Source organism: Paraburkholderia sp. 32, from assembly GCF_050435345.1.
Classification (GTDB): Bacteria; Pseudomonadota; Gammaproteobacteria; order Burkholderiales; family Burkholderiaceae; genus Paraburkholderia; species Paraburkholderia tuberum.
This window is the reverse complement of the sequence record NZ_JBNDKD010000003.1, coordinates 859,041-884,901: the sequence shown is the minus strand read 5'-3', so window position 1 is coordinate 884,901 and position 25,861 is coordinate 859,041. Positions and strand designations below refer to the sequence as shown.

The 25,861-nt window shown below is 66.3% G+C and carries 19 protein-coding genes; 13 read left to right on the top strand and 6 right to left on the bottom strand.

Annotated features, from left to right (window positions below; all coding sequences use genetic code 11):
* Positions 1–30: 30 nt before the first annotated feature.
* From OKW26_RS26735 to dapC, 3 genes are all read right to left on the bottom strand, one after another.
* Positions 31–396 (bottom strand): ArsC family reductase, encoded by a 366-nt coding sequence (locus tag OKW26_RS26735; protein ID WP_090800605.1) that lies wholly within the window; start codon positions 394–396, stop codon positions 31–33.
* Positions 396–1,223, bottom strand: coding sequence for a 2,3,4,5-tetrahydropyridine-2,6-dicarboxylate N-succinyltransferase (dapD, locus tag OKW26_RS26730; protein ID WP_090800603.1), 828 nt, complete (start codon positions 1,221–1,223; stop codon positions 396–398). The genes OKW26_RS26735 and dapD overlap by 1 nt, the downstream gene beginning before the upstream one ends.
* A gap of 73 nt (positions 1,224–1,296) precedes the next feature.
* Positions 1,297–2,517 (bottom strand): succinyldiaminopimelate transaminase, encoded by a 1,221-nt coding sequence (gene dapC / locus OKW26_RS26725; RefSeq protein WP_429355719.1) that lies wholly within the window; start codon positions 2,515–2,517, stop codon positions 1,297–1,299.
* Positions 2,518–2,821: 304 nt separating this feature from the next.
* Here dapC and OKW26_RS26720 point away from each other — a divergent pair, with 304 nt between their 5' ends.
* From OKW26_RS26720 to def, 5 genes are all read left to right on the top strand, one after another.
* Positions 2,822–3,883: a DMT family transporter gene (locus OKW26_RS26720; RefSeq protein ID WP_429355718.1), complete on the top strand. Its 1,062-nt coding sequence runs from the start codon at positions 2,822–2,824 to the stop codon at positions 3,881–3,883.
* 184 nt (positions 3,884–4,067) lie between these two features.
* Positions 4,068–7,586: a chromosome segregation protein SMC gene (gene smc / locus OKW26_RS26715; RefSeq protein ID WP_429355717.1), complete on the top strand. Its 3,519-nt coding sequence runs from the start codon at positions 4,068–4,070 to the stop codon at positions 7,584–7,586.
* A gap of 113 nt (positions 7,587–7,699) precedes the next feature.
* Positions 7,700–9,016, top strand: coding sequence for a cell division protein ZipA C-terminal FtsZ-binding domain-containing protein (locus OKW26_RS26710; RefSeq protein WP_429355716.1), 1,317 nt, complete (start codon positions 7,700–7,702; stop codon positions 9,014–9,016).
* 166 nt (positions 9,017–9,182) lie between these two features.
* Positions 9,183–11,246 (top strand): NAD-dependent DNA ligase LigA, encoded by a 2,064-nt coding sequence (gene ligA / locus OKW26_RS26705; protein ID WP_184056909.1) that lies wholly within the window; start codon positions 9,183–9,185, stop codon positions 11,244–11,246.
* Positions 11,246–11,779, top strand: a complete 534-nt coding sequence (gene def / locus OKW26_RS26700) for a peptide deformylase (RefSeq protein ID WP_090800596.1) — start codon at positions 11,246–11,248, stop codon at positions 11,777–11,779. The genes ligA and def overlap by 1 nt, the downstream gene beginning before the upstream one ends.
* Before the next feature lie 96 nt (positions 11,780–11,875).
* Here def and OKW26_RS26695 read toward each other — a convergent pair whose 3' ends face one another.
* Genes OKW26_RS26695 through map form a run of 3 tightly spaced genes read right to left on the bottom strand, consistent with a single transcriptional unit; the run spans position 11,876 to position 17,523 of the window.
* Entirely contained in the window at positions 11,876–14,098 is a 2,223-nt protein-coding gene (locus tag OKW26_RS26695) for a pseudouridine synthase (RefSeq protein WP_429355715.1), read from the bottom strand.
* Between the two features lie 6 nt (positions 14,099–14,104).
* Positions 14,105–16,684, bottom strand: a complete 2,580-nt coding sequence (locus OKW26_RS26690) for a [protein-PII] uridylyltransferase (RefSeq protein ID WP_184056905.1) — start codon at positions 16,682–16,684, stop codon at positions 14,105–14,107.
* A 29-nt stretch (positions 16,685–16,713) separates the two neighbouring features.
* Positions 16,714–17,523 (bottom strand): type I methionyl aminopeptidase, encoded by an 810-nt coding sequence (gene map / locus OKW26_RS26685; protein ID WP_184056903.1) that lies wholly within the window; start codon positions 17,521–17,523, stop codon positions 16,714–16,716.
* A 555-nt stretch (positions 17,524–18,078) separates the two neighbouring features.
* On the opposite strand from map, the gene rpsB reads away from it, so the two are divergent.
* The 8 genes from rpsB to rseP all read left to right on the top strand — a co-directional run bounded on the left by rpsB (position 18,079) and on the right by rseP (position 25,799).
* A complete protein-coding gene (gene rpsB, locus OKW26_RS26680; protein ID WP_013089705.1) occupies positions 18,079–18,831 on the top strand; it encodes a 30S ribosomal protein S2 in 753 nt (250 codons plus the stop codon).
* Between the two features lie 217 nt (positions 18,832–19,048).
* Positions 19,049–19,930 (top strand): translation elongation factor Ts, encoded by an 882-nt coding sequence (gene tsf / locus OKW26_RS26675; protein WP_090800589.1) that lies wholly within the window; start codon positions 19,049–19,051, stop codon positions 19,928–19,930.
* 222 nt (positions 19,931–20,152) lie between these two features.
* Positions 20,153–20,866, top strand: coding sequence for a UMP kinase (gene pyrH, locus OKW26_RS26670; RefSeq protein ID WP_090800588.1), 714 nt, complete (start codon positions 20,153–20,155; stop codon positions 20,864–20,866).
* Between the two features lie 97 nt (positions 20,867–20,963).
* Positions 20,964–21,524, top strand: coding sequence for a ribosome recycling factor (gene frr, locus OKW26_RS26665; RefSeq protein WP_184049127.1), 561 nt, complete (start codon positions 20,964–20,966; stop codon positions 21,522–21,524).
* Between the two features lie 62 nt (positions 21,525–21,586).
* Positions 21,587–22,366, top strand: coding sequence for a polyprenyl diphosphate synthase (gene uppS, locus OKW26_RS26660; protein WP_184049130.1), 780 nt, complete (start codon positions 21,587–21,589; stop codon positions 22,364–22,366).
* On the top strand, positions 22,360–23,181 hold the full coding sequence (locus tag OKW26_RS26655; protein ID WP_184056901.1) for a phosphatidate cytidylyltransferase: 822 nt from the start codon (positions 22,360–22,362) through the stop codon (positions 23,179–23,181). The genes uppS and OKW26_RS26655 overlap by 7 nt, the downstream gene beginning before the upstream one ends.
* Before the next feature lie 10 nt (positions 23,182–23,191).
* Entirely contained in the window at positions 23,192–24,397 is a 1,206-nt protein-coding gene (locus OKW26_RS26650; RefSeq protein ID WP_184056899.1) for a 1-deoxy-D-xylulose-5-phosphate reductoisomerase, read from the top strand.
* 7 nt (positions 24,398–24,404) lie between these two features.
* Positions 24,405–25,799: an RIP metalloprotease RseP gene (gene rseP / locus OKW26_RS26645; protein WP_429355714.1), complete on the top strand. Its 1,395-nt coding sequence runs from the start codon at positions 24,405–24,407 to the stop codon at positions 25,797–25,799.
* Positions 25,800–25,861: the final 62 nt, after the last annotated feature.

Genomic DNA, 25,861 nt, shown 5'->3' with positions numbered 1-25,861 from the left:
GTGCTGGAGCCTGGCGCTTCAGCGCCGCGCTCAGACAAACAGCGCCGCGTACTCGTCCGCCGAAAAGCCGAGCGACTTCACCCGCCCGTTCACGACCAGCACCGGCCGCTTGATCACCGACGGCTTGTGGATCATCAGCGCGATCGCGCCCGGCTGCGTTTCCGCGGCCGCCTTCATGTCGTCGGACAGAGCGCGCCACGTCGTGCCGCGGCGGTTCAGCAGCGCCTCGAGCTTGACGTCCTTGAGCCAGTCCTGCACGAGCGGCTCGGTCACGCCGGCCTTCTTGAAGTCGTGGAACTCGAACTCGACGCCGTGCTCTTCGAGCCACACACGGGCCTTCTTCACGGTGTCGCAGTTCGGAATGCCGTAGACGACGGTTTTGGTGCCGCGCGCCATCAATCGCCTCGCAGCAACTCGTTCAGGCCGACCTTCGCGCGCGTCTTCGCGTCGACCTTCTTGACGATGACCGCGCAGTACAGGCTGTGCGTGCCGTCCTTCGACGGCAGGTTGCCCGCTACCACGACCGATCCCGCCGGAATGCGGCCGTACGTGACTGCGCCGGTTTCGCGGTCGTAAATTTTGGTGCTCTGGCCGAGGTACACGCCCATCGAGATCACCGAGTTTTCCTCGACGATCACGCCTTCGACGACTTCCGAGCGCGCGCCGATGAAGCAGTTGTCTTCGATGATGACCGGGTTGGCCTGCAGCGGCTCCAGCACGCCGCCGATGCCGACGCCGCCCGACAGGTGCACGTTCTTGCCGATCTGCGCGCACGAGCCGACTGTGGCCCACGTGTCGACCATCGTGCCTTCGTCGACGTACGCGCCGATGTTGGTGTACGACGGCATCAGCACGACGTTCTTCGCGATGAACGAGCCGCGGCGCGCGATCGCGGGCGGCACCACGCGGAAGCCGCCGGCGGCGAAGTCTTCAGCGGTGTAGTTCGCGAACTTCGACGGCACCTTGTCGTAGAACTGGCTGTAGCCGCCGGCCGGCATCGGCGCGTTGTCTTCCAGACGGAACGACAGCAGCACGGCCTTCTTCAGCCACTGGTTGACGACCCAGTCGCCGTCCTTCTTTTCGGCGACGCGCAGCGCCCCCTTATCGAGTTGCTCGATCGCATGGGCGACGGCTTCGCGCACTTCTGCCGGCGCGGCTTTCGGCGACAGTTCGGCGCGGTTGTCCCAGGCGGTATCGATGATGCTCTGAAGTTGTTGCGACATATGCGTGATTATCTGAAGGGTTGAAGTCTGAAGAAGGGGATGCCGTGTAGCTCGAGCGAGGCTCAGGCTGCACTCAGTTGACACTGAGCGAGCGGCAGAATTCGACGATCCGCTGCGCGCCCGCCGTGCATTCGTCGACGTCGGCGACGAGCGCGAGGCGCACGAAATTGCGGCCGGGGTTCACGCCGTGCGCGGTGCGCGCGAGGAACGAGCCCGGCAGAACCGTCACATTATAGTCGGCGTAGAGGCGCTGGGCGAACTCGGTGTCCGTGAGGCCGGTGCGCTCGACGTTGGCCCACAGGTAGAACGCGGCGTCGGGCAGCCGCACGTCGAGCACGTCGGCGAGCATCGGCGTGACGGTCGTGAACTTCCGCAGGTACTTCGCGCGGTTCTCGCGCACGTGTGTCTCGTCGCTCCATGCGACCACGCTCGCGCTCTGGAACACGGTCGACAGCGCCGTGCCGTGGTACGTGCGGTACAGCAGGAACGCCTTGAGAATCGCGGCGTCGCCGGCGACGAAGCCCGAGCGCATGCCCGGCACGTTCGAGCGCTTCGACAGACTCGACAGCATCACGAGGCGCTCGAAGCCGCGTCCGAGCTTGTGCGCGGCTTCCAGTCCGCCGAGCGGCGGCTTCGACTCGTCGAAATAGATTTCCGAGTAGCACTCGTCCGAAGCGATCACGAAGCCGTAGCGGTCCGATAGCGCGAACAGCTCGCGCCAGTCGTCGAGCGTGAGCACGGCGCCGGTCGGGTTGCCCGGCGAGCAGACGTACAGCAGTTGCGTGCGGGCCCACACGTCGGCGGGCACCGCCGAGTAGTCGCACGCGAAGTTGCGCGCCGGGTCGCTGTTGACGAAGTACGGCTGCGCGCCGCCGAGCAGCGCCGCGCCTTCGTAGATTTGGTAGAACGGGTTCGGACAGAGTACGATCGCAGGCTCGCCGTCAGCATCGCGGCGCGGATTGAGCACCGTCTGCGCGAGCGCGAACAGCGCCTCGCGCGAGCCCGCCACCGGCAGCACCTCGGTCAGCGGATCGAGCGGCGGCAGGTCGTAGCGTTGCGCGACCCATTTCGCGATCGACTCGCGCAGCGGCGCCGAGCCGAGCGTGGCCGGGTACGCGGCGAGGCCGCCGAGCGAATCGATGACGGCGTCGCGGATCAGCGGCGGGGTTGGATGTTTCGGCTCGCCGATGCCGAAGCTGATGTGCGCAAGGCCGGCCGGCGGCGTGACGTCCTTGAAAAGCAGGCGCAGCTTTTCGAACGGATAGGGCTGAAGGGAGTCGAGTAGCGGATTCACGGACGAAATGGCCTGATCGGGATGGACGCGGACGAATGGCGGGACAACCGGGCACGCGCGCCGGCGGGCGGCGGCGAACGGACGATTATAGCGTGGCGCGCCCGCGGACCAGGCGGGAGCCTGGCGCGCGGCGCGGGAGCAATCCGCTAGGCGGCACACCGGGGCGCCGCGGCGGGAACGGCGCGAAATCCGCCACGGTTCGCGTAAAAGAATACGCAGGAGCAGCAATGTACGCAGCAGTTCAGGAGACGGCCGGCTGGACCCTCATACGACCCGCCCACGACGTCCGTCGGAGTCCCGCCCCATGACCAACTGGCTTCGCAACGGCTGGCCGACGCTCGCGATCATGCTGGGCGCGTCGGTCTGGGGGATGGTCTGGTATCCGCTGCGGATGCTGGCCGCGCTCGGGGTGACCGGCACCGCCGCGAGCGCGCTCACGAGCGGCACCGGCTGCCTGTTCGTGCTGCTCGTGCGGAATGGCGCGCTGAAGACCGTGCGGTGGCACTGGCTGCTGCCGGCGCTCGCGCTCGCCGCGGGCGTCACGAATCTCGGCTTCGTGTGGGGCGCGATCCACGGTCAGGTGATGCGCGTGCTGCTGCTGTTCTATCTGACGCCCGCGTGGACCGCGCTGTTCGCGCATTTCATCCTGCACGAGCGGCTCACGTGGTCGGGCGCGGCGCTGGCCGCGCTGTCGCTCGCGGGCGCGATGACGATGCTATGGTCACCGCGTCTCGGCATTCCGGTACCCGGCAATCCCGCCGAATGGGCCGGGCTCGCCGGCGGCATGGGCTTCGCGATGAGCAACGTGCTGATCCTGAAGACGAGCCGCGTGCTGCCGGACATGAAGCCCGAAATGCGCACCGCGGTGATCTTCGGCGGCGCGGCGCTGTTCGGCGCGCTCGCGTCGCTGTTCGAGCCGATGCCCGCGCCGCCCGTCGGCGCGCAGCTGGGCACGGCGGCGCTGCTGGTGCTCGGTCTCGGTCTGCTGCTCGCGTCGAACAACATGCTCGTGCAATACGGGCTCTCGCGCGTGCGGGCCAATCGCGCGTCGATCATCATGCTGTTCGAACTCGTCGTGACGGCGCTGTCGGCGTGGCTGTTCGCCGGCGAAGTACCGGGCCCGCGCGAATGGGCCGGCGGCGCGTGCATCGTGCTCGCGTCGGCCTTGTCGAGCTGGGTGCATCGGACGAAATTGGCGCCGCCCGATCCCGCCATCGGGGACACGGAGGGGCCCGGCGGCGACGATGGACGCGGTGGTCAATGCGGTAGCAAACGCGGCGACCAACGCGGTGACGAACACGGCCCTGACGGCGACAGTGACGACCGCCGAAAGGGCAGTAAGAATCGTCCACGCGCGATGGTATGATTCCCCCTCATTAGCCGGCGCATGCGTACCTGCGTGTGCCTCAGATATGCATGAGGGCATGCAGCCGGCAACCAAATTGCGAAGGCTCGCGAGGTTGCGCGGGGCCGTCCCGCTGCGGCGGTGAACGACTGGCGCAACCTCGCGAGCCACCTATCACTCTCTCTTTTCAAACAGCGAAATCGCCGTGCGGCTCACCTCGATCAAACTCGCTGGTTTCAAATCCTTCGTCGATCCCACGCATTTCCAGGTCCCAGGCCAGTTGGTTGGCGTGGTCGGTCCGAACGGGTGCGGCAAATCCAACATCATCGACGCCGTGCGCTGGGTGCTCGGCGAATCGCGCGCCTCTGAATTGCGCGGCGAGTCGATGCAGGACGTGATCTTCAACGGCTCGACCGCCCGCAAGCCCGGTAGCCGCGCGAGCGTCGAACTCGTGTTCGACAACGCGGACGGCCGCGCCGCCGGCCAGTGGGGCCAGTATGCGGAGATCGCCGTGAAGCGCGTGCTGACGCGCGACGGCACGTCGAGCTACTACATCAACAATCTGCCGGCGCGGCGCCGCGACATCCAGGACATCTTCCTCGGCACCGGCCTCGGGCCGCGTGCGTACGCGATCATCGGGCAGGGCATGATCGCGCGGCTGATCGAGGCGAAGCCCGAAGAGCTGCGCGTGTTCCTCGAAGAAGCCGCCGGCGTGTCGAAGTACAAGGAGCGCCGCCGCGAGACCGAGAACCGTCTGCACGACACGCGCGAGAACCTGACGCGCGTCGAGGACATCGTCCGCGAACTCGGCTCGAATCTCGAGAAGCTCGAGGGGCAGGCGGTCGTCGCGACCCGTTATCGCGAGCTGCAAAGCGACGGCGAGGAAAAGCAGCGTCTGCTGTGGTTGCTGCGCAAGAACGAGGCGGCCGGCGAGCAGCAGCGCCAGCAACGCGCGATCGAGCAGGCGCAGATCGACCTCGAGGCGCAAACCGCGAAGCTGCGCGAAGTCGAGGCGGAACTCGAAACGCTGCGCGTCGCGCACTATTCGGCGAGCGACGCGATGCAAGGCGCGCAGGGCGCGCTGTACGAGGCGAACGCGGAAGTGAGCCGGCTGGAAGCCGAGATCCGCTTCATCGTCGAATCGCGCAACCGCGTGCAGGCGCAGATCGCCGCGCTGACCGCGCAGCGCGAGCAGTGGCAATCGCAGGCCGACAAGGCGCAGGACGATATCGCCGACGCTGAAGAGCAACTGGCCGTCGCTGAAGAAAAAGCCGTGCTCGCCGAAGAGGACGCCGCCGCGAAGCACGATGCGCTGCCCGCCCTCGAAGCGCGCTGGCGCGACGCTCAGGCGGAGCTGAACACCGAGCGCGGCGGCATCGCGCAGACCGAGCAGGCGCTGAAGCTCGAAGCCGCGCATCAGCGCAATGCCGATCAGCAGTTGCAGCAGCTGCAGCAGCGCCATGAGCGGCTGAAATCGGAAGAGGGTGGCCTCGACGCGCCCGACGAGGCGCAGCTCGAAGAATTGCGCATGCAGCTCGCCGAGCACGAGGAAATCCTTCACGACGCGCAGAGCCGCCTCGCCGACGCGCAGGAAACACTGCCGCGGCTCGACGGTGAACGCCGCGCCGCGCAGGAGCGCGTGCAGGCCGAAAGCGCGCAGATCCATCAGCTCGACGCGCGCCTCGCCGCGCTCAGGCAGTTGCAGGAGAACGTGCAGACCGAAGGCAAGATCCAGCCGTGGCTCGACAAGCACGAGCTGGGCAGCCTGCCGCGTCTGTGGAAGAAACTGCATGTCGAGGCCGGTTGGGAAGCCGCGCTCGAAGCGGTGCTGCGCGAGCGCCTCGCCGCGCTCGAAGTGTCGAATCTCGACTGGGTCAAGGCGTTCGCAACCGACGCGCCACCGGCCAAGCTCGCGTTCTACGCGCCGCCCGCGGCTGGTCAGCCTGCCCCGGCGGCGGGCGCGCTGCGCTCGCTGCTGTCGCTCGTGCGCATCGAGGACGCGGGCATTCGCGCGGTACTGACCGACTGGCTCGGCCTCGCCTTCGTCGCCGACGATCTGCAGCAGGCGCTTTCGATGCGCGCGCAGCTGCCCGAGGGCGGCGCGTTCGTCGTCAAGGCGGGGCACGTGGTCACGCGCGTCGGCGTACAGCTGTATGCGGCCGATTCCGAACAGGCCGGCATGCTCGCGCGTCAGCAGGAAATCGAAAACCTCGGCCGCCAGGTGCGCGCACAGGCATTGCTCGCCGACGAGGCGAAGGCCGCCGCGATCCGCGCCGAAGCCGCGCACACGCAAGCCGCGCAGGCGCTCGCCGAGCTGCGCCAGCAGGCCGAACGCGCGACGCAGCGGGTGCACGCGTTGCAGATGGACGTGCTGAGGCTCACCCAGGCACACGAACGCTACACGCAGCGCAGCACGCAGATTCGCGAGGAACTCGAAGAGATCGCCGCGCAGATCGACGAGCAGCGGGCGCTGCGCGCCGAGTCGGAAGCGAACTTCGAGCGTCACGACGGCGAGCTCGCCGAACTGCAGGCGCGCTTCGAAGATCACCAGCTCGCGTTCGAAGCACTCGACGAAGAACTGACGACCGCCCGCGGCGAAGCACGCGAGCTCGACCGCGCCGCCACCGACGCGCGCTTCGCCGCGCGCAACATGGCGAACCGCATCGACGAATTGAAGCGCAGCATCCAGGTCGCGCATGAGCAGAGCGAGCGCGTCGCGGGCGCGCTCGAAGACGCGCGCGCCGAACTGGAAACGATCAACGAGCAGACCGCGCACACCGGGCTGCAGGACGCGCTCGACATCCGCGCCGTGAAAGAAGAGGCGCTGCGCGCCGCGCGCGTCGAACTCGACGACCTGACCGCGAAGCTGCGCTCGGCCGACGAAACGCGCCTCACCGCCGAGCGCGCCCTGCAGCCGCTGCGCGACCGCATCAATGAATTGCAGTTGAAGGAGCAGGCCGCGCGCATCAGCGGCGAGCAGTTCGTCGAGCAGCTGGCCGCGGCCGGTGTCGATGAAGCCGAACTGCAAGCCAAGCTGACGGCGGACATGAAGCCGTCGTACCTGCAGGGCGAAGTCACGCGCATCAACAACGCGATCACCGCGCTCGGGCCGGTCAACATGGCCGCGCTCGACGAGCTGAAGGCCGCGACCGAGCGTAAGAGCTTCCTCGATTCGCAGTCGGCCGACCTGACGAGCGCGATCGAAACGCTCGAAGACGCGATCCGCAAGATCGACGCCGAAACGCGCACGCTGCTGCAAAGTACGTTCGACGAAGTGAACCGTCATTTCGGCGAGCTGTTCCCGCGTCTCTTTGGCGGCGGCCAGGCGAAGCTGATCATGACCGGCGACGAAATTCTCGACGCCGGCGTGCAGGTGATGGCGCAACCGCCGGGCAAGAAGAATTCGACGATTCACCTGCTGTCGGGCGGCGAGAAAGCGCTGACCGCGACCGCGCTCGTGTTCGCGATGTTCCAGCTGAATCCCGCGCCGTTCTGTCTGCTCGACGAAGTGGACGCACCGCTCGACGACGCCAACACCGAGCGTTTCGCGAATCTGGTACGGGCGATGTCCGACAAAACCCAGTTCCTGTTCATTTCGCACAACAAGATCGCGATGGAGATGGCGCAGCAGCTGATCGGCGTGACGATGCAGGAGCAGGGCGTCTCGCGGATCGTCGCGGTCGACATGGAAACGGCGGCGGGTTTCGCCCAGAATATCGTGTGAGTTAACGCCTTCGCGGGCATCCGCATCCAGCGCAGCGGCCTCGATGAGCGCCGCGCGGTACGTGGAGCGGACGACAGGCCCGCGCGGATAGAAGAATTGCTGATGGAGCATGCATGGACGAGTTGACACTCGGTTTGATCGGCGCGGGTGCCGTGGTGGTGGGGGGCGTGGTCGTGTACAACGCGTGGCAGGGCGCGAAGGTGCGCCGCAAGATGCCGCGGCCGATGCCGGCCGATACCGCCGAGAGCTTTGCGCGGGACGAGCATGAGGAGCAGAGCCCGTTCATCGAGCCGGCCCGGCCGACCACGCGGCGCGAGCCGAGCGTGAGCGCCGAGGCGGCCGCGGACCCGACCGCGGCGCGCGTCGAGCCGACGTTCGGCGCGGGCGCCGCACCGCTCGATACACCGGCCGATATCCAGGCCGAGATGACGTCGCCGAACGGTTATCCAGCGGCGGACGCCGATACCGTGGGCGAAGGCGAACCTGCGGCGGCGCCGGGCGCGCACGCGAAGCGGCCCACGGCCGAAGCGCCCGCGGCCCAGCCCGCTTCCGCCGGGCACGAGCGGGTCGAACCGATCCTGCCGGCCGCCACGACGATTTCGTCGGCGCCGCCCGCGATCGTCGATCGACGCATCGACTGTATCGTGCCGATCCGGCTGAACGGCCCCGTGGCCGGCGACAAGGTGCTTCCGCTTGCGCAGCGCTTGCGTCGGGCGGGCAGCAAGCCCGTGCACATCGAAGGCAAACCCGAAGGCGGCGGCTCGTGGGAGCTGCTGCAGAACGGCACGCGCTATGAAGAGCTGCGCGCGGCCGCGCAGCTCGCGAACCGTAGCGGCGCGCTGAACGAGCTCGAATTTTCCGAGTTCGTGACCGGCGTACAGCAGTTCGCCGATGCGCTCGACGCGGCGCCGGAATTCCCCGACATGCTCGAAACCGTCGCGATGGCGCGCGAGCTCGACGGCTTTGCCGCCCAGTGCGACGCGCAGTTGTCGATCAACGTGCTGTCGGACGGCGCGCCGTGGTCGGCCAACTACGTGCAGGCGGTCGCGTCGCAGGACGGTCTGCTGCTGTCGCGCGACGGCACGCGCTTCGTCAAGCTCGACTCGCGGCAAAGCCCGGTGTTCATGCTGCAGTTCGGCGACACCAACTTCCTGCGCGACGACCTCACGTACAAAGGCGGCGAGATGATCACGCTGGTGCTCGACGTGCCGGTCGCCGACGAAGACATCCTGCCGTTCCGGCTGATGTGCGATTACGCGAAGTCGCTGGCCGAGCGCATCGGCGGACGCGTGGTCGACGACGGTCGCCGGCCGCTGCCGGAAAGCGCGCTGCTCGCGATCGAAAAACAGTTGATGACGCTGTACGCGAAGCTCGAACAGGCGGGTATTCCGGCGGGTTCGCCGGCCACGCGGCGCCTGTTCAGCCAGTAAGCCTTTTGCAGCGTTCTACGCGTTTTGACGACGGCCGCACGATGTGCGGCCGTCGTCGTTTCCGGCTTGCGTCGCAGCGCGGCCCGCCCCGATTCAGCGATGTAAAGGGGCACGCTTCCTGCGATAATCCGATGTCCGACTTTCTTCTCGAGAAGCTTCCGACAGCATGGCCCGATCCTCCGTCCCTCCTTCCGCAACCAGCGCTCCGGCCGAGCGGGCCGTGTGGTTGCGCGCGGAACTCGAACGCGCGAACTACGCGTATTACGTGCTCGATCAACCGGACCTGCCGGACGCCGAGTACGACAAGCTGTTCAAGGAGCTGGAGCGCATCGAGGCCGAGCATCCCGATCTGATCGTGCCGGACTCGCCGACGCAGCGCGTCGGCGGCGAGGCCGCGAGCGGTTTCGAGCCGGTCGTGCACGATCTGCCGATGCTGTCGTTGAACAACGGTTTCGCCGACGAAGACATCGTCGCGTTCGACAAGCGCATCGGCGACGCGCTCGGCAACAACGCGAGCGAGCCGCCGGTTCCTGTCGACTACGCGGCCGAGCTGAAATTCGACGGCCTCGCGATCTCGCTGCGCTACGCCGACGGCGTGTTCGTGCAGGCCTCCACGCGCGGTGACGGCACGACCGGCGAGAACGTCACCGAAAACGTCCGCACGATCCGCTCGATTCCGCTGAAGCTGAAGGGTAAGCGCGTGCCGCGCGTGCTCGACGTGCGCGGCGAAGTGCTGATGTTCAAGCGCGATTTCGAGCGCCTGAACGAACGCCAGCGCACCGCCGAACAACGCGAATTCGCGAACCCGCGCAATGCGGCGGCGGGCAGCTTGCGGCAGCTCGATTCGAAGATCACCGCGCAGCGGCCGCTGTCGTTTTTCGCGTATGGCATCGGCGTGCTCGAAGGCATCGAGATGCCGGCCACCCATAGCGAACTGCTCGACTGGTACAAGGAGATGGGCTTGCCGGTCAATGGCGAGCGCGCGGTCGTGCAGGGCGCCGAAGGCCTGCTCGGCTTCTTCCACGCGGTCGGCGAGAAGCGCGACAGGCTCCCCTACGACATCGACGGCGTGGTCTACAAGGTCAACCGGCGCGACGAGCAGGATGCGCTCGGTTTCGTGTCGCGCGCGCCGCGCTTCGCGCTCGCGCACAAATTCCCCGCGCAGGAAGCGCTGACGAAGCTGGTCGCGATCGACGTGCAGGTCGGCCGCACCGGCGCGATCACGCCGGTCGCGCGGCTGGAACCGGTGTTCGTCGGCGGCGCGACGGTCACGAACGCGACCTTGCACAACGAGGATGAAGTGCGCCGCAAGGACATCCGCATCGGCGACACGGTGATCGTGCGGCGCGCCGGCGACGTGATTCCGGAGGTGGTCAGCGCGCTGCTCGAGCGTCGTCCGGCCGACGCGCGCGAGTTCGTGATGCCGACGCAGTGCCCGGTGTGCGGTTCGGCGATCGAGCGGCTGCCCGACGAGGCGATCGCGCGCTGCACGGGCGGGCTCTTCTGTCCGGCGCAGCGCAAGCAGGCGTTGTGGCACTTCGCGCAGCGGCGCGCGCTCGATATCGACGGCCTCGGCGAGAAGATCATCGATCAACTGGTCGAACAGAACCTGGTGCGCACGCCGGCCGATCTGTTCAATCTCGGCTTCACGACGCTCGCGGAACTCGACCGCTTCGCCGAAAAGTCCGCGCAGAACCTGCTCGACTCGCTCGACAAGGCCAGGCACACGTCGCTCGCGCGCTTTATCTACGCATTGGGGATTCGCCATGTCGGCGAATCGACCGCGAAGGATCTCGCGAAGCACTTCGGCTCGCTCGATCCGATCATGGATGCGTCGCTGGAGGAACTGCTCGAAGTCAACGACGTGGGGCCGGTCGTCGCCGAATCGATCCACCAGTTCTTCGCCGAGGACCACAACCGCACGGTGATCGAACAGCTGCGCGCGCCGGGCAAGGTCACGTGGCCCGAGGGGCCACCAGCGCCGAAGGCGCCGCAGGGCGTGCTGGCCGGGCAGACGGTCGTGCTGACCGGTACGCTGCCAAACCTGTCGCGCGAGGACGCGAAGGATATGCTCGAGGCGGCCGGCGCGAAGGTGGCGGGGTCGGTATCGAAGAAAACCAGTTACGTGGTGGCGGGGGCCGACGCGGGCAGCAAACTTTCGAAGGCCGAGGAACTCGGCATCCCCGTACTCGACGAAGATGGTATGCGCAAGCTCCTGGAGGGGCACTGATGATTCACGACATTCTGAAGATGGGCGATCCGCGCCTGCTGCGAATCGCCGAGCCGGTCGATCACTTCGACACGCCCGAGCTGCACCGGCTCGTGGAAGACATGTTCGAGACCATGCACGCGGCGAACGGCGCGGGTCTCGCCGCGCCGCAGATCGGCGTCGATCTGCAGGTGGTGATCTTCGGCTTCGGTTCGAACGAGCGCTATCCGGACGCGCCGCCGGTGCCCGAAACGGTGCTGATCAACCCGACCGTCACGCCGGTCTCGCAGGACATGGAAGAAAGCTGGGAAGGTTGCCTGTCGGTGCCGGGGCTGCGCGGCGTGGTGAGCCGGTTTTCGATGATCCGTTATCACGGCTTCGATCAGTTCGGCAATCCGATCGACCGGGTCGCCGAGGGTTTTCACGCACGGGTTGTGCAGCACGAATGCGATCATCTGATCGGCAAGCTGTATCCGATGCGGATTACCGATTTCTCGAAGTTCGGCTTTACGGAGGTCCTGTTCCCGGATCTCGATACGAATAGCGACGACTGACACAGCTGCCGCCAACAAAAAACCCACGCCAAAGTGCGTGGGTTTTTTGTTGTGCCGATGCGCCCGCTCTCAGCAAGGAGGCGCATTGGACAGACCTCAGAACGACTCGTCTTCCGACAGATAGCGCCACTGTCCCGGCGGCAGCGCGCCGAGCATCACCTGGCCCACGCGCACACGCTTCAGGCCCACCACCTCGAGACCGACCAGTTCGCACATGCGGCGAATCTGACGCTTCTTGCCTTCGCGCAGCACGAAACGCAGCTGCTCGCCGTTCTGCCAGCTGACCTGCGCGGGCTTCAGCGCGACGTCGTCGAGCGACAGGCCGTGGCGCAGCAGCGCGAGTTTTTCGGCCGGGAAATGGTTTTCGACGTCGACCGTGTGATCGCCGTAGGCGACGCGCACCAGATACTCCTTGTCCACGTCCGAGTGACCGCCGATCAGTTGCTTCGCGATGCGGCCGTCCTGCGTCAGCACGAGCAGGCCCGTCGAATCGATGTCGAGACGCCCGGCCGGCGCGAGCTGGCGCAGATGCGACGCCGAGAAGGGGATCCCCGAACGGTCGCCTTCCCAGCGATTCTCCGGCGTGACGAGCGTGATGGCCGGCTGATAGCCGTCCTCCGCCTGGCCCGACACGAGCCCGACCGGCTTGTGAACGATCACGGTCACCTGGCTCGACTGAAAGGCTTCGGCGGCCGGGTCGATGTCGATGCGCTGATCCGGGAACACCTTCGTGCCGAGCGTATCGACGCGCTCGCCGTCGACCATGACCCAGCCTTTCTCGATCCATTCGTCGGCCTCGCGACGCGAGCACAGGCCGAGCTTGGACATCAGCTTCGACAGACGCAGCATGCCCGGCGCGTCTTCGCGATCGCGGCGGGGCGGGTGCGGAGTGTCGATGGTGGTGTCGACGGGGCGGGCGGTTGCTGATGCCGAGGCTCGCGGCTTGGCGGCGCGGGCTGGTCGATCGTCGCCGAAGCGGCGGTTCGCGGCCGGCAACGTGTCGTCGAAGCCGCGCGCAGGGCGCTCGCGACGCTCGGTGCGTTCGCCGTAGCCGCCTTTTGCCGGCTTCGCGAAGCTGCGCTCGCCACGCTCGCTTTCGAAGCGGCGCGAGGTGCTGTCGCTGCGCGCGCCTCGATCGCCACTGCGACGCTCCTGCGGCTCACCGCGATCGCTACCGAAGCGCGGACGGTCGGCGGCCTCGCGCTCCCGGCGCACCGGACGATCGCCACGCGCGCCGCCTTCCGGCGGCCTGCCCGTGCCTGGGCGCGGACCGCTGAACGGACGGCGTTCGCCGGCGTCGCGGCCCGGTGCGCGCTCACCAAAACTGCGCGCTGCGCGCTCGCCGCGCTCCGCATTGCCCTCGAAACGACGGGGTGCGCGTTCTGCACGCTCGCCGAATTCGCGCCGAGGAGCGCGTTCGCCACGCTCAGCGCTGCCTTCGAAACGACGCGGCGCGCGTTCAGTCCGTTCGCCGAATTCGCGTCGAGGAGCGCGTTCACCACGCTCAGCGTTGCCTTCGAAACGACGCGGCGCGCGTTCAGTCCGTTCGCCGAATTCGCGTCGAGGAGCGCGTTCGCCACGCTCAGCGTTGCCTTCGAAACGACGCGGCGCGCGTTCAGTCCGTTCGCCGAATTCGCGCCGAGGCCCGCGTTCGCCACGCTCAGCGTTGCCTTCGAAACGACGCGGCGCGCGTTCAGTCCGTTCGCCGAAATCGCGCCGAGGCCCGCGTTCACCACGCTCAGCGTTGCCTTCGAAACGACGCGGCGCGCGTTCAGTCCGTTCGCCGAATTCGCGTCGAGGAGCGCGTTCGCCACGCTCAGCGCTGCCTTCGAGACGACGCGGCGCGCGTTCAGTCCGTTCGCCGAAATCGCGTCGAGGCGCCCGTTCACCGCGCTCAGCGCTGCCTTCGAAACGACGCGGCGCGCGTTCAGTCCGTTCGCCGAATTCGCGCCGAGGCGCCCGTTCGCCACGCTCGGCGCCGCCCTCAAAACGACGCGGCGCGCGTTCTCCGCGCTCGCCTCGCTGAGCCGCACCTTCGAAGCGGCGCGGTGCGCCCGCGGCAGCCGTGCCCCGTTCGCGCACGCCCGACCCTTCGGCACGCGGCGCGCGTGCACCGGCGCCCGCCGGCTTCGCACCGACCGGCCGCTTCGCGCCACCACCCGTCGATGCCGCGCCTTCACGCTTCGCGCCGGCCTCCGCCTCGAATGGCTTCGGCCGCGCTGGACGGGTCGGCTTACGCGCCGACGCGCTGCCGGGGCGGACAGGGGCGCGTTCGGACGCCGCCGGCCGCGGATGCTTCGCTGTTAATTTGATTCGCATGAAATCTCACATTGCGATCGCGCGCAGTAGTTCGGTCTCGACCTGAATTTGCAGGCGGTTGTCCGACAGGCTGTGTCCTTCGAGCAGAAACACGTCCTCGACGCGTTCGCCGAGCGTATTGATCCGCGCCGAGGCGACGCCGACCCGGTGCTCAGCCAGCACGCGCGCGATCGAATAAAGAAGACCCGGCCGGTCGTTCGCCGACACGGACAGGATGTAGTATTGGCCGCGCTCATCGGCCCGCAGGTCGACGCGCGGCGTAATGGGGAAGGTGCGCGACAGCCGTGACAGCCGGCCCTTCGACGGTCCCGGCAGCAAGGTGCCGTGGCCCCCGAGGCGCGCGGTCAGCTCCTGCTCGACCAGATTGGCGATGTCGCGATAGTGCACGTCCTCTTCGGTGTGCGCGACGAGGAAGTTGTCGAGCGCGTAGCCGTGACGCGTCGTACTGACGCGCGCATCGAGCACCGACAGGCCGTTGCGGTCGAAATACGCGCAGATGCCCGCGAACAGATCGGGCTGGTCCTTCACGTAGACGAGCACCTGCAGCGCCTCGCCGATCGGCGACGGCCGCGCGCGTACGAGCGGCGTCGGCGTTTCGACGTGGCGGTACAGCACGCGCGTCTGCCACGCGATGTCCGCCGCGTCGTGACGCAGGAAATAGCCGACGTCCAGCTTGTCCCACAGCGCCCGTTGCGCGCCTTCCGGCACGGTTTCGAGACGCAGCAGCGCGAGCGCCTCTTCCTGGCGCGACTTCAGCTCGGAATGCGCGTCCGGCTGGGCACCGCCAAGCACGGCGAGCGTGGTCCGGTAGAGGTCTTCGAGCAGCTTGCCTTTCCACGTGTTCCAGACCTTCGGGCTGGTGCCGCGGATGTCGGCGACGGTCAGCAGATAGAGCGCGGTCAGGCGGCGCTCGGTGCCGACCAGCTCGGCGAAGCGCTTGATCACTTCAGGGTCGCTCGTGTCCTGCTTCTGCGCGACCTGGCTCATCGTCAGATGCTGCTGCACGAGCCACACGACCAGCTCGCCATCCTCGCCTTCGATGCCGTGCTGGCGGCAGAAGCGCCGTGCGTCGGCCATGCCCAGCGTGGAATGATCGCCGCCGCGGCCCTTCGCGATGTCATGAAACAGCGCGGCCACGTACAGCACCCACGGCCGGTCGAAGTTGACGATCAACTGGCTGCAGAACGGGTATTCGTGCGCATGCTCGGCGACCGCGAAGCGGCGCAGATTGCGCAGCACCATCAGGATGTGCTGATCGACCGTGAACACGTGGTACAGGTCGTGCTGCATCTGCCCGACGATGCGCCGGAAATTCAGCAGATAACGCCCGAGCACGCTCGTCTGGTTCATCAACCGGAACGCATGCGTGATACCGGCCGGCTGCTTCAGGATTTCCATGAAGAGCCGGCGATTTTCCGGATCGCGCCGCCAGTGCTGGTCCATCACGTCGCGGGCGTTGTAGATCGCGCGCAGCGTGCGCGCCGACAGTCCCTTCACGCCGGGGGTGCGCTCGTATAGCAGGAACGCCTCGAGGATTGCATTCGGCTCGCGCTGGAACACGTCGTCGGAGGCGATTTCGAGCATGCCCTGCTTTTCGACGAAGCGATCCGACAGCACGCGCGTGATGCCGCTCGTGCTCGGAAACAGCTGCGCCTCGATGTTCTGGATCAGGATCGTCGCGAGTTGCGTGACCGCTTTCGCGGCCCAGTAGTAGCGGCGCATCAGCTGCTCGCTCGCGCGCTTGGTCGCGGTCGGCTTGAGGCCGAAGCTTTCCGCGACCGGCGTCTGCAGGTCGAACACCAGGATGTCCTGGCGGCGCCCGGCGATCACGTGCAGCCGCGCACGCAGCGACTTCAGGAAGCCTTCGTTGTGGCGCAGCTCGCGCGCCTCGCGCTCGGTGATGAGTCCGCGTGCTTCGAGTTCGCGCCAGCTGCTGCCGAAGCCGGCCGCCTGTGTGATCCACAGGATCAGCTGCAGGTCGCGCAGCCCGCCCGGGCTTTCCTTGATGTTCGGCTCGAGCGCGTAGGGCGTGTCCTGAAACTTCGCGTGACGCTGGCGCATTTCGAGCACCTTCGCCTGGAAGAACGCCTTCGGGTCGAGCGCCGCACGGTAGCGCCGGGCGAAATCGTCGAACAGTGCGGTGCTGCCGGTGATGCGGCGCGCTTCCAGCAGCGAGGTACGCACCGTGACGTCGTTGGCCGCTTCCTCGATGCATTGCGACACGCTGCGCACGCTGCTGCCGAGTTCCAGCCCGAGATCCCACGCGAGACTGATGAAGCGCTCGATGCGCGCGTCCAGATGCTCGAGCCGCGCGTCGGGCAACAGCACCAGGATGTCGATGTCGGAGTGCGGCGCGAGTTCGCCGCGCCCATAGCCGCCAACCGCGACCAGCGCGAGGTCGTCGGGCAGCTCGCAGGTGTCCCAGGCGGCGCGCAGCGAATGGTCCGTGGCGCGCGCGAGGGCGGCCATCAACGCGTCGACGTTGGTGGACGTTCGGAAGCGTTCCAGCAACTGGGCTTTGGCCACTTTGTAGTCCGCCTTGAGCGACGAGGCATGGGAGGGGGCGACGGCTGGAACGCTACTCATTGGCAGGAAGGCGGTGTGGTCGGAATCGGTCAGGCCGTGGCCGCGACCACGGGCGGACGCGCCGGCGTGCCGGCCGACACGGTCAGCACGTCGTGGCCGGTCTCGGTGACGAGCACCGTGTGCTCCCACTGCGCGGACAGGCTGCGGTCCTTGGTCTTGACGGTCCACTGGTCGGGCATCGTGCGGATGTCACGGCGGCCGGCGTTGATCATCGGCTCGATCGTGAAGATCATACCGGCCTGCAGTTCGAACCCGGTGCCGGGGCGACCGTAGTGCAGGATCTGCGGATCTTCGTGGAATACGGTGCCGATGCCGTGTCCGCAATATTCGCGCACCACGCTGTAGCCGAGGCCTTCGGCGTGCTTCTGGATCGCATAGCCGATGTCGCCGAGATGCGCGCCGGGTCGCACCTGGTCGATGCCGAGCCACATGCATTCGAAAGTGGCTTGCACGAGGCGCTTTGCCATGATCGACCCTTCGCCGACGATGAACATGCGGCTCGTGTCGCCGAAATAGCCGTCCTTGATCACGGTGATGTCGATGTTCAGCGCGTCGCCGGTTTTGAGTGCCTTGTCGCCCGGAATGCCGTGGCAGATCACGTCGTTGACGGAAATGCAGGTGGCTTTCGGGTAGGGCGGGTAGCCGGGCGGCTGGTAATTCAGCGGCGCGGGGACCGTGCCCTGGTCCTTCAGCATGTATTCGTGACACAGACGGTCGAGCTCGCCAGTGGTGACGCCGGCCTTGACGAACGGCGTGATGTAGTCGAGCACTTCGCTCGCGAGCCGGCAGGCGACGCGCATCTTCGCGATATCGTCTTCGTTTTTGATGGTGATAGCCATGGTTTCCTCGGAAGCCTTGCTGGATAAGGCCTGCTGGGTGTTGCGGTGGCCGGGCGGAGGGGCGTCTGCCGGGCACGGAATGCCGGTCGATCCTTAATGCCCCCCGCGCGTGGCGGAATCGAGCCATTTTACAGCAGTGGGGGCCGGGTCGTTGCGCTGGATCGGGCGGCAATGGGCGAAAAGCGCCAGAATCGGCAAATTGGCGGCCCAAAGGACGCCAGGCCGGGCTTCGGGCCCGGCGGCGCGGTCCCGTGCGTAGGACCATCGGCCGGTGGTCGGGCCGGTTGAGTCAGCCGGTCCTCGCGTGCTATAATCTTTGGCTAAGTCGATCCTAGTCCGCTTTTGTTCGCGAGTCCGCAAATTCGCGCATGGCAGCTGGGCGGAACGGCTTCTCGCGGCACTCCGGTTGTTGGGTGTCGTGAGTGAGAGAAAGTCGTGTCAGGCAACCAATTCGCAAGCCGGCGCACCCAGGGTGTCGTCGCGTTCCAGCCAAGGTAGAGGCGGGCGCGGCCGATACGGCAGCCGGTTTAAGACCCAACCCTCGTGGAGAATTTCATGGCAGTTACGATGCGTCAAATGCTGGAAGCAGGTGTCCACTTCGGTCACCAGACCCGCTTCTGGAACCCGAAGATGGCCCCCTTCATTTTCGGTCATCGCAACAAGATTCACATCATCAACCTCGAAAAGACGCTGCCGATGTACAACGACGCGCTGAAGTACGCGCGTCAGCTGGCATCGAACCGCGGCACGATCCTGTTCGTCGGTACGAAGCGTCAATCGCGTGACACGATCGCCCAGGAAGCGCAGCGCGCTGGTATGCCGTTCGTGAACGCGCGCTGGCTCGGCGGCATGCTGACCAACTTCAAGACGCTGAAGGTTTCGATCAAGCGCCTGAAGGACATGGAAGCGGCGCTGGAAGCCGGTGAAACCGAGCGCATGAGCAAGAAGGAAGCGCTTCTGTTCGAACGTGAAATGGCCAAGCTGCAGAAGTCGATCGGCGGCGTGAAGGACATGGGCGGCATTCCGGACGCGATCTTCGTGGTTGACGTCGGCTACCACAAGATTGCCGTGACCGAAGCAAACAAGCTCGGCATTCCGGTCATCGCCGTGGTCGATACGAACCACTCGCCGGAAGGTGTGGACTACGTGATCCCGGGTAACGACGACGCCAGCAAGGCCGTCGCCCTGTACGCGGCTGGCGTGGCCGATGCGATCCTCGAAGGCCGTGCCAACGCGGTCAACGAAGTGGTCCAGGCTGCGCGTGGCGGCGATGGCGACGAGTTCGTCGAGGTCAACCCGGAAGCGTAAGGCTGCCCAGTGTCCGGCATAAAAGGGGGCTTTCTACAGGCCCCCTTTTTTTAAGTCGCGATGTCTATGACAGTTGTTGTAACGGGCATCTGGCAGAGTGCTCGAGGCGACGCGGGCGCGTCGCTCGCAAAAAATGCGCGAAAACGCTGAAACGAATTCCTGCCGCCGGCATCGAAATGCGGGCGGCGTGTGACAGACAGAACTCAAGGAGCAAATGATGGCGGCAATTACCGCAAGCATGGTTGCAGAACTGCGCGCGAAGACCGACGCGCCGATGATGGAATGCAAGAAGGCGCTGACGGAAGCCGACGGCGATCTGGCGCGCGCTGAAGAACTGCTGCGCGTGAAGCTCGGCAACAAGGCGAGCAAGGCGGCATCGCGCGTGACGGCCGAAGGCGTCGTCGCATCGTTCATCAACGGCAACGCTGGTTCGCTCGTCGAGCTGAACTGCGAAACCGACTTCGTCTCGAAGAACGACGACTTCCTCGCGTTCTCGAAGAAGATCGCCGAACTCGTCGCGACGCAAAACCCGGCTGACGTCGCGGCGCTGTCAGCCCTGCCGCTCGACGGCCAAACCGTCGACGCAGTGCGCCTCGCGCTGGTCGGCAAGATCGGCGAAAACCTGTCGATCCGCCGTTTCGTGCGCTTCGACACCGCGAACAAGCTGGCGGCGTACCTGCACGGCACGCGCATCGGTGTGCTGGTCGAGTACACCGGCGCGGACGAACAGGTCGGCAAGGACGTGGCGATGCACATCGCTGCGATGAAGCCGGTCTCGCTGTCGTCGGACGACGTGCCGGCGGACCTGATCGCCAAGGAACGCAGCATCGCTGAACAGAAGGCCGCCGAATCGGGCAAGCCGGCTGAAATCGTTGCCAAGATGGTCGACGGCACCGTGCAGAAGTACCTGAAGGAAGTGTCGCTGCTGAACCAGACGTTCGTGAAGAACGACAAGCAGACGATCGAGCAGATGCTGAAGGCGGGCAACTCGAGCGTGCAGAAGTTCGCGCTGTTCGTGGTCGGCGAAGGCATCGAGAAGAAGCAGGACGACTTCGCAGCGGAAGTGGCCGCCCAGGTCGCTGCTGCAAAGCAACAATAAGCGTTACCTAAGCTTCACCGCCGTACCGTTTGGACCCGCGGCGAGGCAAGACCTCGCCGCGGTCGGCGGCGCCGCAAGGCCGCGCACGAGTTGACCCTCGCCGCGCGGCCGCCGCTGGCGAACCTCAGGGTTCGCCAATTTGGCGGTGCTTGCCCGAATCAGCATTTCACCCCTACATTAGTCCCTTGTTGTTGCCCTGTTCTGCGCGATCTGGATACCCCTATGCCCACTGCCTATAAACGCGTCCTGCTCAAACTCTCCGGTGAAGCTCTGATGGGCGACGATGCCTTCGGCATCAATCGCGGAACCATCGAACGAATGGTGGCGGACGTGGCCGAAGTGGTCCGTCTCGGAACGCAACTGGCCGTGGTGATCGGCGGCGGCAATATTTTTCGCGGCGTCGCGGGCGGTGCGGCGGGTATGGACCGCGCAACGGCCGACTACATGGGTATGCTCGCCACGATGATGAACGCGCTGGCGCTGCAGGACGCGATGCGTCACGCCGGCATCGAGGCGCGCGTGCAATCGGCGCTGCGCATGGACCAGGTCGTCGAGCCGTACATCCGGCCCCGCGCGATCCGCCAGCTCGAGGAAGGCAAGGTCGTGATCTTCGCGGCCGGCACCGGCAACCCGTTCTTCACGACCGACACGGCCGCTGCATTGCGCGGCGCGGAAATCGGCGCGGAAGTGGTGCTGAAGGCGACCAAGGTGGACGGCGTCTATTCGGCCGATCCGAAGAAGGATTCGAGCGCGACCCGCTACAGCACGATCAGCTTCGATGAGGCAATCGGCCGCAATCTGCAGGTGATGGACGCGACGGCTTTCGCTCTGTGCCGCGACCAGAAGCTGCCGATCCGCGTGTTTTCGATCGTCAAACCCGGTGCGCTCAAGCGCATCGTGCTAGGCGAGGACGAGGGCACCCTCGTCCACGTGTAAACTTCGTTTACATTACGTGGGCTTTGACGCGAGCCCGGGCCGCCGCATCGCGCGTGCCGGGCGGCTCGCACCGTTTTGAAGGTTCGGAGGTTTAAAAATGTCTGTGGCTGATATCAGGAAGGGCGCTGAACAGAAGATGCAGCGCTCCATCGACGCGTTCAGGAACGACCTGTCGAAGATCCGCACGGGCCGTGCGCACACGGGCCTGCTCGATCATATCCAGTGCGACTACTATGGCTCGCCGGTGCCGATTTCGCAGGTCGCGAACCTGACGCTGATCGACGCGCGCACGATCGGCGTGCAGCCGTGGGAAAAGAAGATGGTCCAGGTCGTCGAAAAGGCGATCCGCGAGTCGGATCTCGGTCTGAACCCAGCTACCCATGGCGATGTGATCCGCGTACCGATGCCAGCGTTGACCGAAGAGCGTCGCCGCGAGCTGACCAAGGTCGTTCGCAGCGAAGCCGAAACGGCCAAGGTGGCCGTGCGCAACCTGCGCCGCGACGCCAACGAGCAACTGAAGAAGCTCGTCAAGGACAAGGAAATCTCGGAAGACGACGAGCGTCGTGCCGGTGACGACGTCCAGAAGCTGACGGACAAGTTCGTCGCCGAAATCGACAAGTTCGTCACAACGAAAGAAGCCGAGATCATGACGGTCTGACGCCGTTCGGCTCAGCACCTTCTGATTTCCACTTCTTTACTGGCATTACTGTCCCGACGGCCATGACCTATACCAGCTCAACCGTGCGCGTGCCTGAAGTCGCCGCGGTGCCGCGACATATCGCGATCATCATGGATGGCAACGGCCGTTGGGCCACGCAGCGGCGTCTGCCCCGCGTGGCGGGCCATACGCGCGGCGTCGACGCGGTGCGGGCGGCCGTCGAGGCGTGCGCGCGGCGGGGCGTCGAATATCTGACGCTGTTCGCGTTCAGCTCGGAGAACTGGCGCCGTCCGAACGAAGAGGTATCGTTCCTGATGCGCCTGTTCGTCACCGCGCTCGAGCGCGAGATCGGCAAGCTGCACGCGAACGGGATCCGTTTGCGCGTGGTCGGCGATCTCGAGCGTTTCGACGACAAGATCCGCGATCTGATCAAGCGCGCGGAAACCAAGACCGCGCGCAATACCCGTCTCACGCTGACCATCGCCGCGAACTACGGCGGGCGCTGGGACATCATGCAGGCCACCCGCAAGCTCGTCGAGCAAGCGGCGGCGGGCAGGCCGGTCGAGGTCAACGAGGACGCGTTCGCCGAGCACCTGTCGATGGCCTACGCACCCGAGCCGGACCTGTTCATCCGCACCGGCGGCGAGCGCCGCGTCAGCAACTTCCTGCTGTGGCAGCTTGCCTACACCGAGTTCTATTTCACCGACACGTTCTGGCCGGATTTCGACGCCGACGCGCTCGGTCACGCCATCGCTTCGTACACGGAGCGGGAACGCCGCTTCGGCCGCACCAGTGCTCAGCTCGAGCCGCAATCGCAGAACGTCGATTCGCTTCCATGCTAAAAACCCGTGTCATCACGGCGATCGTGTTGCTGGCAGTGTTCCTGCCTGTCACGCTGTTCGCGCCTGTCGGCGCATTCGGCGCGCTGATCGCTTTCGTCGTCGTGTTCGCCGCGTGGGAGTGGGCGCGCCTGCTGAAGCTCGGTGGCGCGGGTCCGGTGCTGTACGCGCTCGTCGCGGCACTCGGACTCGTCACCAGTACGCGGGTGGGCATCGGCACCGAGCCTGCGCGGCCGTTCTTCCAGGCGGCGGCGATTTTCTGGGTGATCGCCGGTCCATTCGTGCTGCTGCGCAAGCCCGTGCTCGCGCAGGGCGCGTGGCGCGCGTTTCTGTTTCTTGCCGGAATCGTCGGTTTCATCGCGTGCTGGCATGCTCTCGTCGCCGCGCGCATGCAGGGTGTGCCGTTCGTGCTGTCGCTGCTGCTATTGGTATGGCTCGCCGATATCGGCGCATACTTCTCCGGGAAGGCATTTGGCAAGCACAAGCTGGCGCCAGCGATCAGTCCGGGTAAAACCTGGGAGGGGGCGATCGGCGGCTGGCTGCTGGTCATGATCGTCGCGGCCGCGGCGATCTTTTTGCACGCGTTCGAGCCGACCCTGTATTCTGCGCTGCTGGCGCAACTGGGTGCGCTGCGCACGGTGCTCGCGCTGACCCTGCTGGTGGTTTTCAGCGTGGTCGGTGATCTGTTCGAATCGCTGATGAAACGTCAGGCCGGCGTCAAAGACTCGAGCGGCCTGTTGCCGGGGCACGGCGGCGTGCTCGATCGCATCGACGCGTTGTTGCCGGTGCTGCCGCTCGCCATGCTGCTGCTCGGCTAGAGAAAGAGATATGCAAAAACGTCTGACATTGCTCGGTTCTACGGGCTCGATTGGAGACAGTACGCTCGACGTGGTCGCGCGTCATCCCGAGCGGTTTTCGATTTACGCGCTGAGCGCGCATCGCAACGGCGACAAGCTCGTCGGGCAATGCCTGCGGTTCGCGCCCGAAGTGGCGGTGGTCGGCGACGCCGACACGGCCGCGAAGGTCGCCGCGAAGCTGCGCGAAGCGGGCAGCAAGACCGAGGTCACGTACGGGCCGCAGGCGCTCGTCGACGTCGCGAAGAGCGAGGGCTGCGACACGGTGGTCGCGGCGATCGTCGGCGCGGCCGGTCTCGCGCCGAGCCTTGCCGCGGCGCGCGCCGGCAAGCGTATCCTGCTCGCGAACAAGGAAGCGCTGGTGATGTCCGGCGCGATCTTCATGGACGCGGTGCGCGACCACGGCGCGGTGCTGCTGCCGGTCGACAGCGAACACAACGCGATTTTCCAATGCCTGCCGCGTGAAGCGTCGCTGCATGGCGGCGTTTCAAAGATCATCCTGACCGCATCGGGCGGCCCGTTCCGCACGCGCGAACCGGCCACGCTCGTCGACGTGACGCCTGACGAAGCCTGCAAGCATCCGAACTGGGTGATGGGCCGCAAGATCTCGGTCGACTCGGCCACGATGATGAACAAGGGCCTCGAAGTGATCGAGGCGCACTGGCTATTCAACCTGCCCGGCGAGCGCATCGAGGTGCTGATCCATCCGCAGAGCGTGATTCATTCGCTGGTGTCGTACGCGGACGGTTCGGTGCTCGCGCAGCTCGGCAACCCCGACATGCGCACGCCGATCGCGCACGCGCTCGCGTTTCCGGATCGCGTCGATTCCGGAGTCGCGCAGCTCGATCTCGCGGAGATCGCGTCGCTGTCGTTCGAAAAACCCGACTACGCGCGCTTCCCGTGCCTCGCGCTCGCCATGAAGGCGCTTGCGGAAGGCGGCGTCGCGAGCGCGGCGTTGAACGCCGCGAACGAGATCGCGGTGGAGGCATTTCTCGCGCGCCGCATCGGCTTCATGGCGATTGCCGAGGCGGTCGACTCGGTGCTGAACGCGTTGCCGAACCGCAGCGCGCACGCGCTCGACGACGTCATCGAAGCGGACGCCGCCGCGCGCCGAGCTGCTACCGAATTCATCGCGCGTCTGCCTGACGGCGCCCGTCGCACGGAACGCGCCGTCCAGTGAGGCGTTTATGAATCTGCTGATCGAACTGCTCGCTTTCGCGGTTGCGATTGGCGTACTCGTGGTAGTCCACGAGTACGGGCACTACAGCGTCGCGCGTCTGTGCGGCGTGAAGGTGCTGCGCTTCTCGATCGGCTTCGGCAAGCCGCTCGTTCAGTGGGTCAGTCCGAAGACGGGCACCGAGTGGACGATTGCCGCGCTGCCGCTCGGCGGCTACGTGAAGATGCTCGACGAGCGCGAGACCGGCCCCGGTTCGATTCCCGAAGCGGATCTGCCGCATGCGTTCAACCGCCAGTCGGTGTGGCGGCGCTTCGCGATCGTCGCGGCCGGTCCGGTCGCGAATTTCCTGCTCGCGATCGTGCTGTTCGCGCTCGTGTTCGCAACTGGCGTGACCGAACCGGCCGCCGTGATCGCGACACCCGCGCCGAACACGCCGGCCGCGCTGGCGGGCTTCGAGGGCGGCGAGACCATCGTCGGTGTGCGCACCGGCCATAGCGATGAGACCGAGCCGGTGCGGTCGTGGTCGGATCTGCGCTGGAAACTGCTCGGCGCCGCGTTCGATCAGCAGCGCGTCGTGCTCAGTGCAAAAGACGCGCACGGCACGTCCGATTTTCCGATGGACCTGCGCGGCCTCGGCGAGAAAGACGTCGACGACGATCTGATGTCGCGCCTCGGCTTCGAGCCCGGCGGCGGCAAGCTGACGGTGGCGGGCGTGCAGGCGGGCAGCGCCGCGCAAAAGGCGGGGCTCGTCGCCGGCGACCGGCTGCGCGCGATCAACGGCACGCCGACCGATAATGCCTCGGCCTTCATCGCTTTTGTAAAATCGCACGCCGGCGTGCCGGTCACGCTGCGGGTGGAGCGCGGGGGCCGCGGCGGTCATGCGGCGGGCGCGCTCGAAGAAATCACCATCGTGCCGCAGCTGCAGCGCGATGCGGCGAGCGGGCAGCAGATCGGCCGCATCGGCGCGGAGCTGGCGACCCAGGTGCCGTCGATCGACGTGCGCTACGGGCCGCTCGAGAGCCTCCACCTCGGCGCGCGCCGTACCTGGGATCTCGCGGTGTACTCGGTCAGGATGTTCGGCCGGATGATCGTCGGCGAGGCGTCGCTGAAGAATCTGTCCGGTCCGGTGACGATCGCCGACTACGCGGGAAAGAGCGCACGTCTGGGTCCTGCCGCGTTTCTGTCGTTCCTGGCCCTTGTCAGCATTAGCCTCGGCGTGCTGAACCTGCTACCAATTCCGGTATTGGATGGGGGTCATCTGTTATATTATTTGGTTGAAGCTGTGACCGGTAAAGTTGTCTCCGATCGCTGGCAACTCGTTTTTCAGAGGGCGGGGCTTGCCTGCATCGTCGCGTTGTCGGCGATTGCGCTGTTCAACGATCTGGCTCGTTTAATCCATTTTTAAAGTGTCCGGCGGCGTTCACGAGGGCGGCCGCCAGGCCTGATGCAGCTATACATACTGGGGAA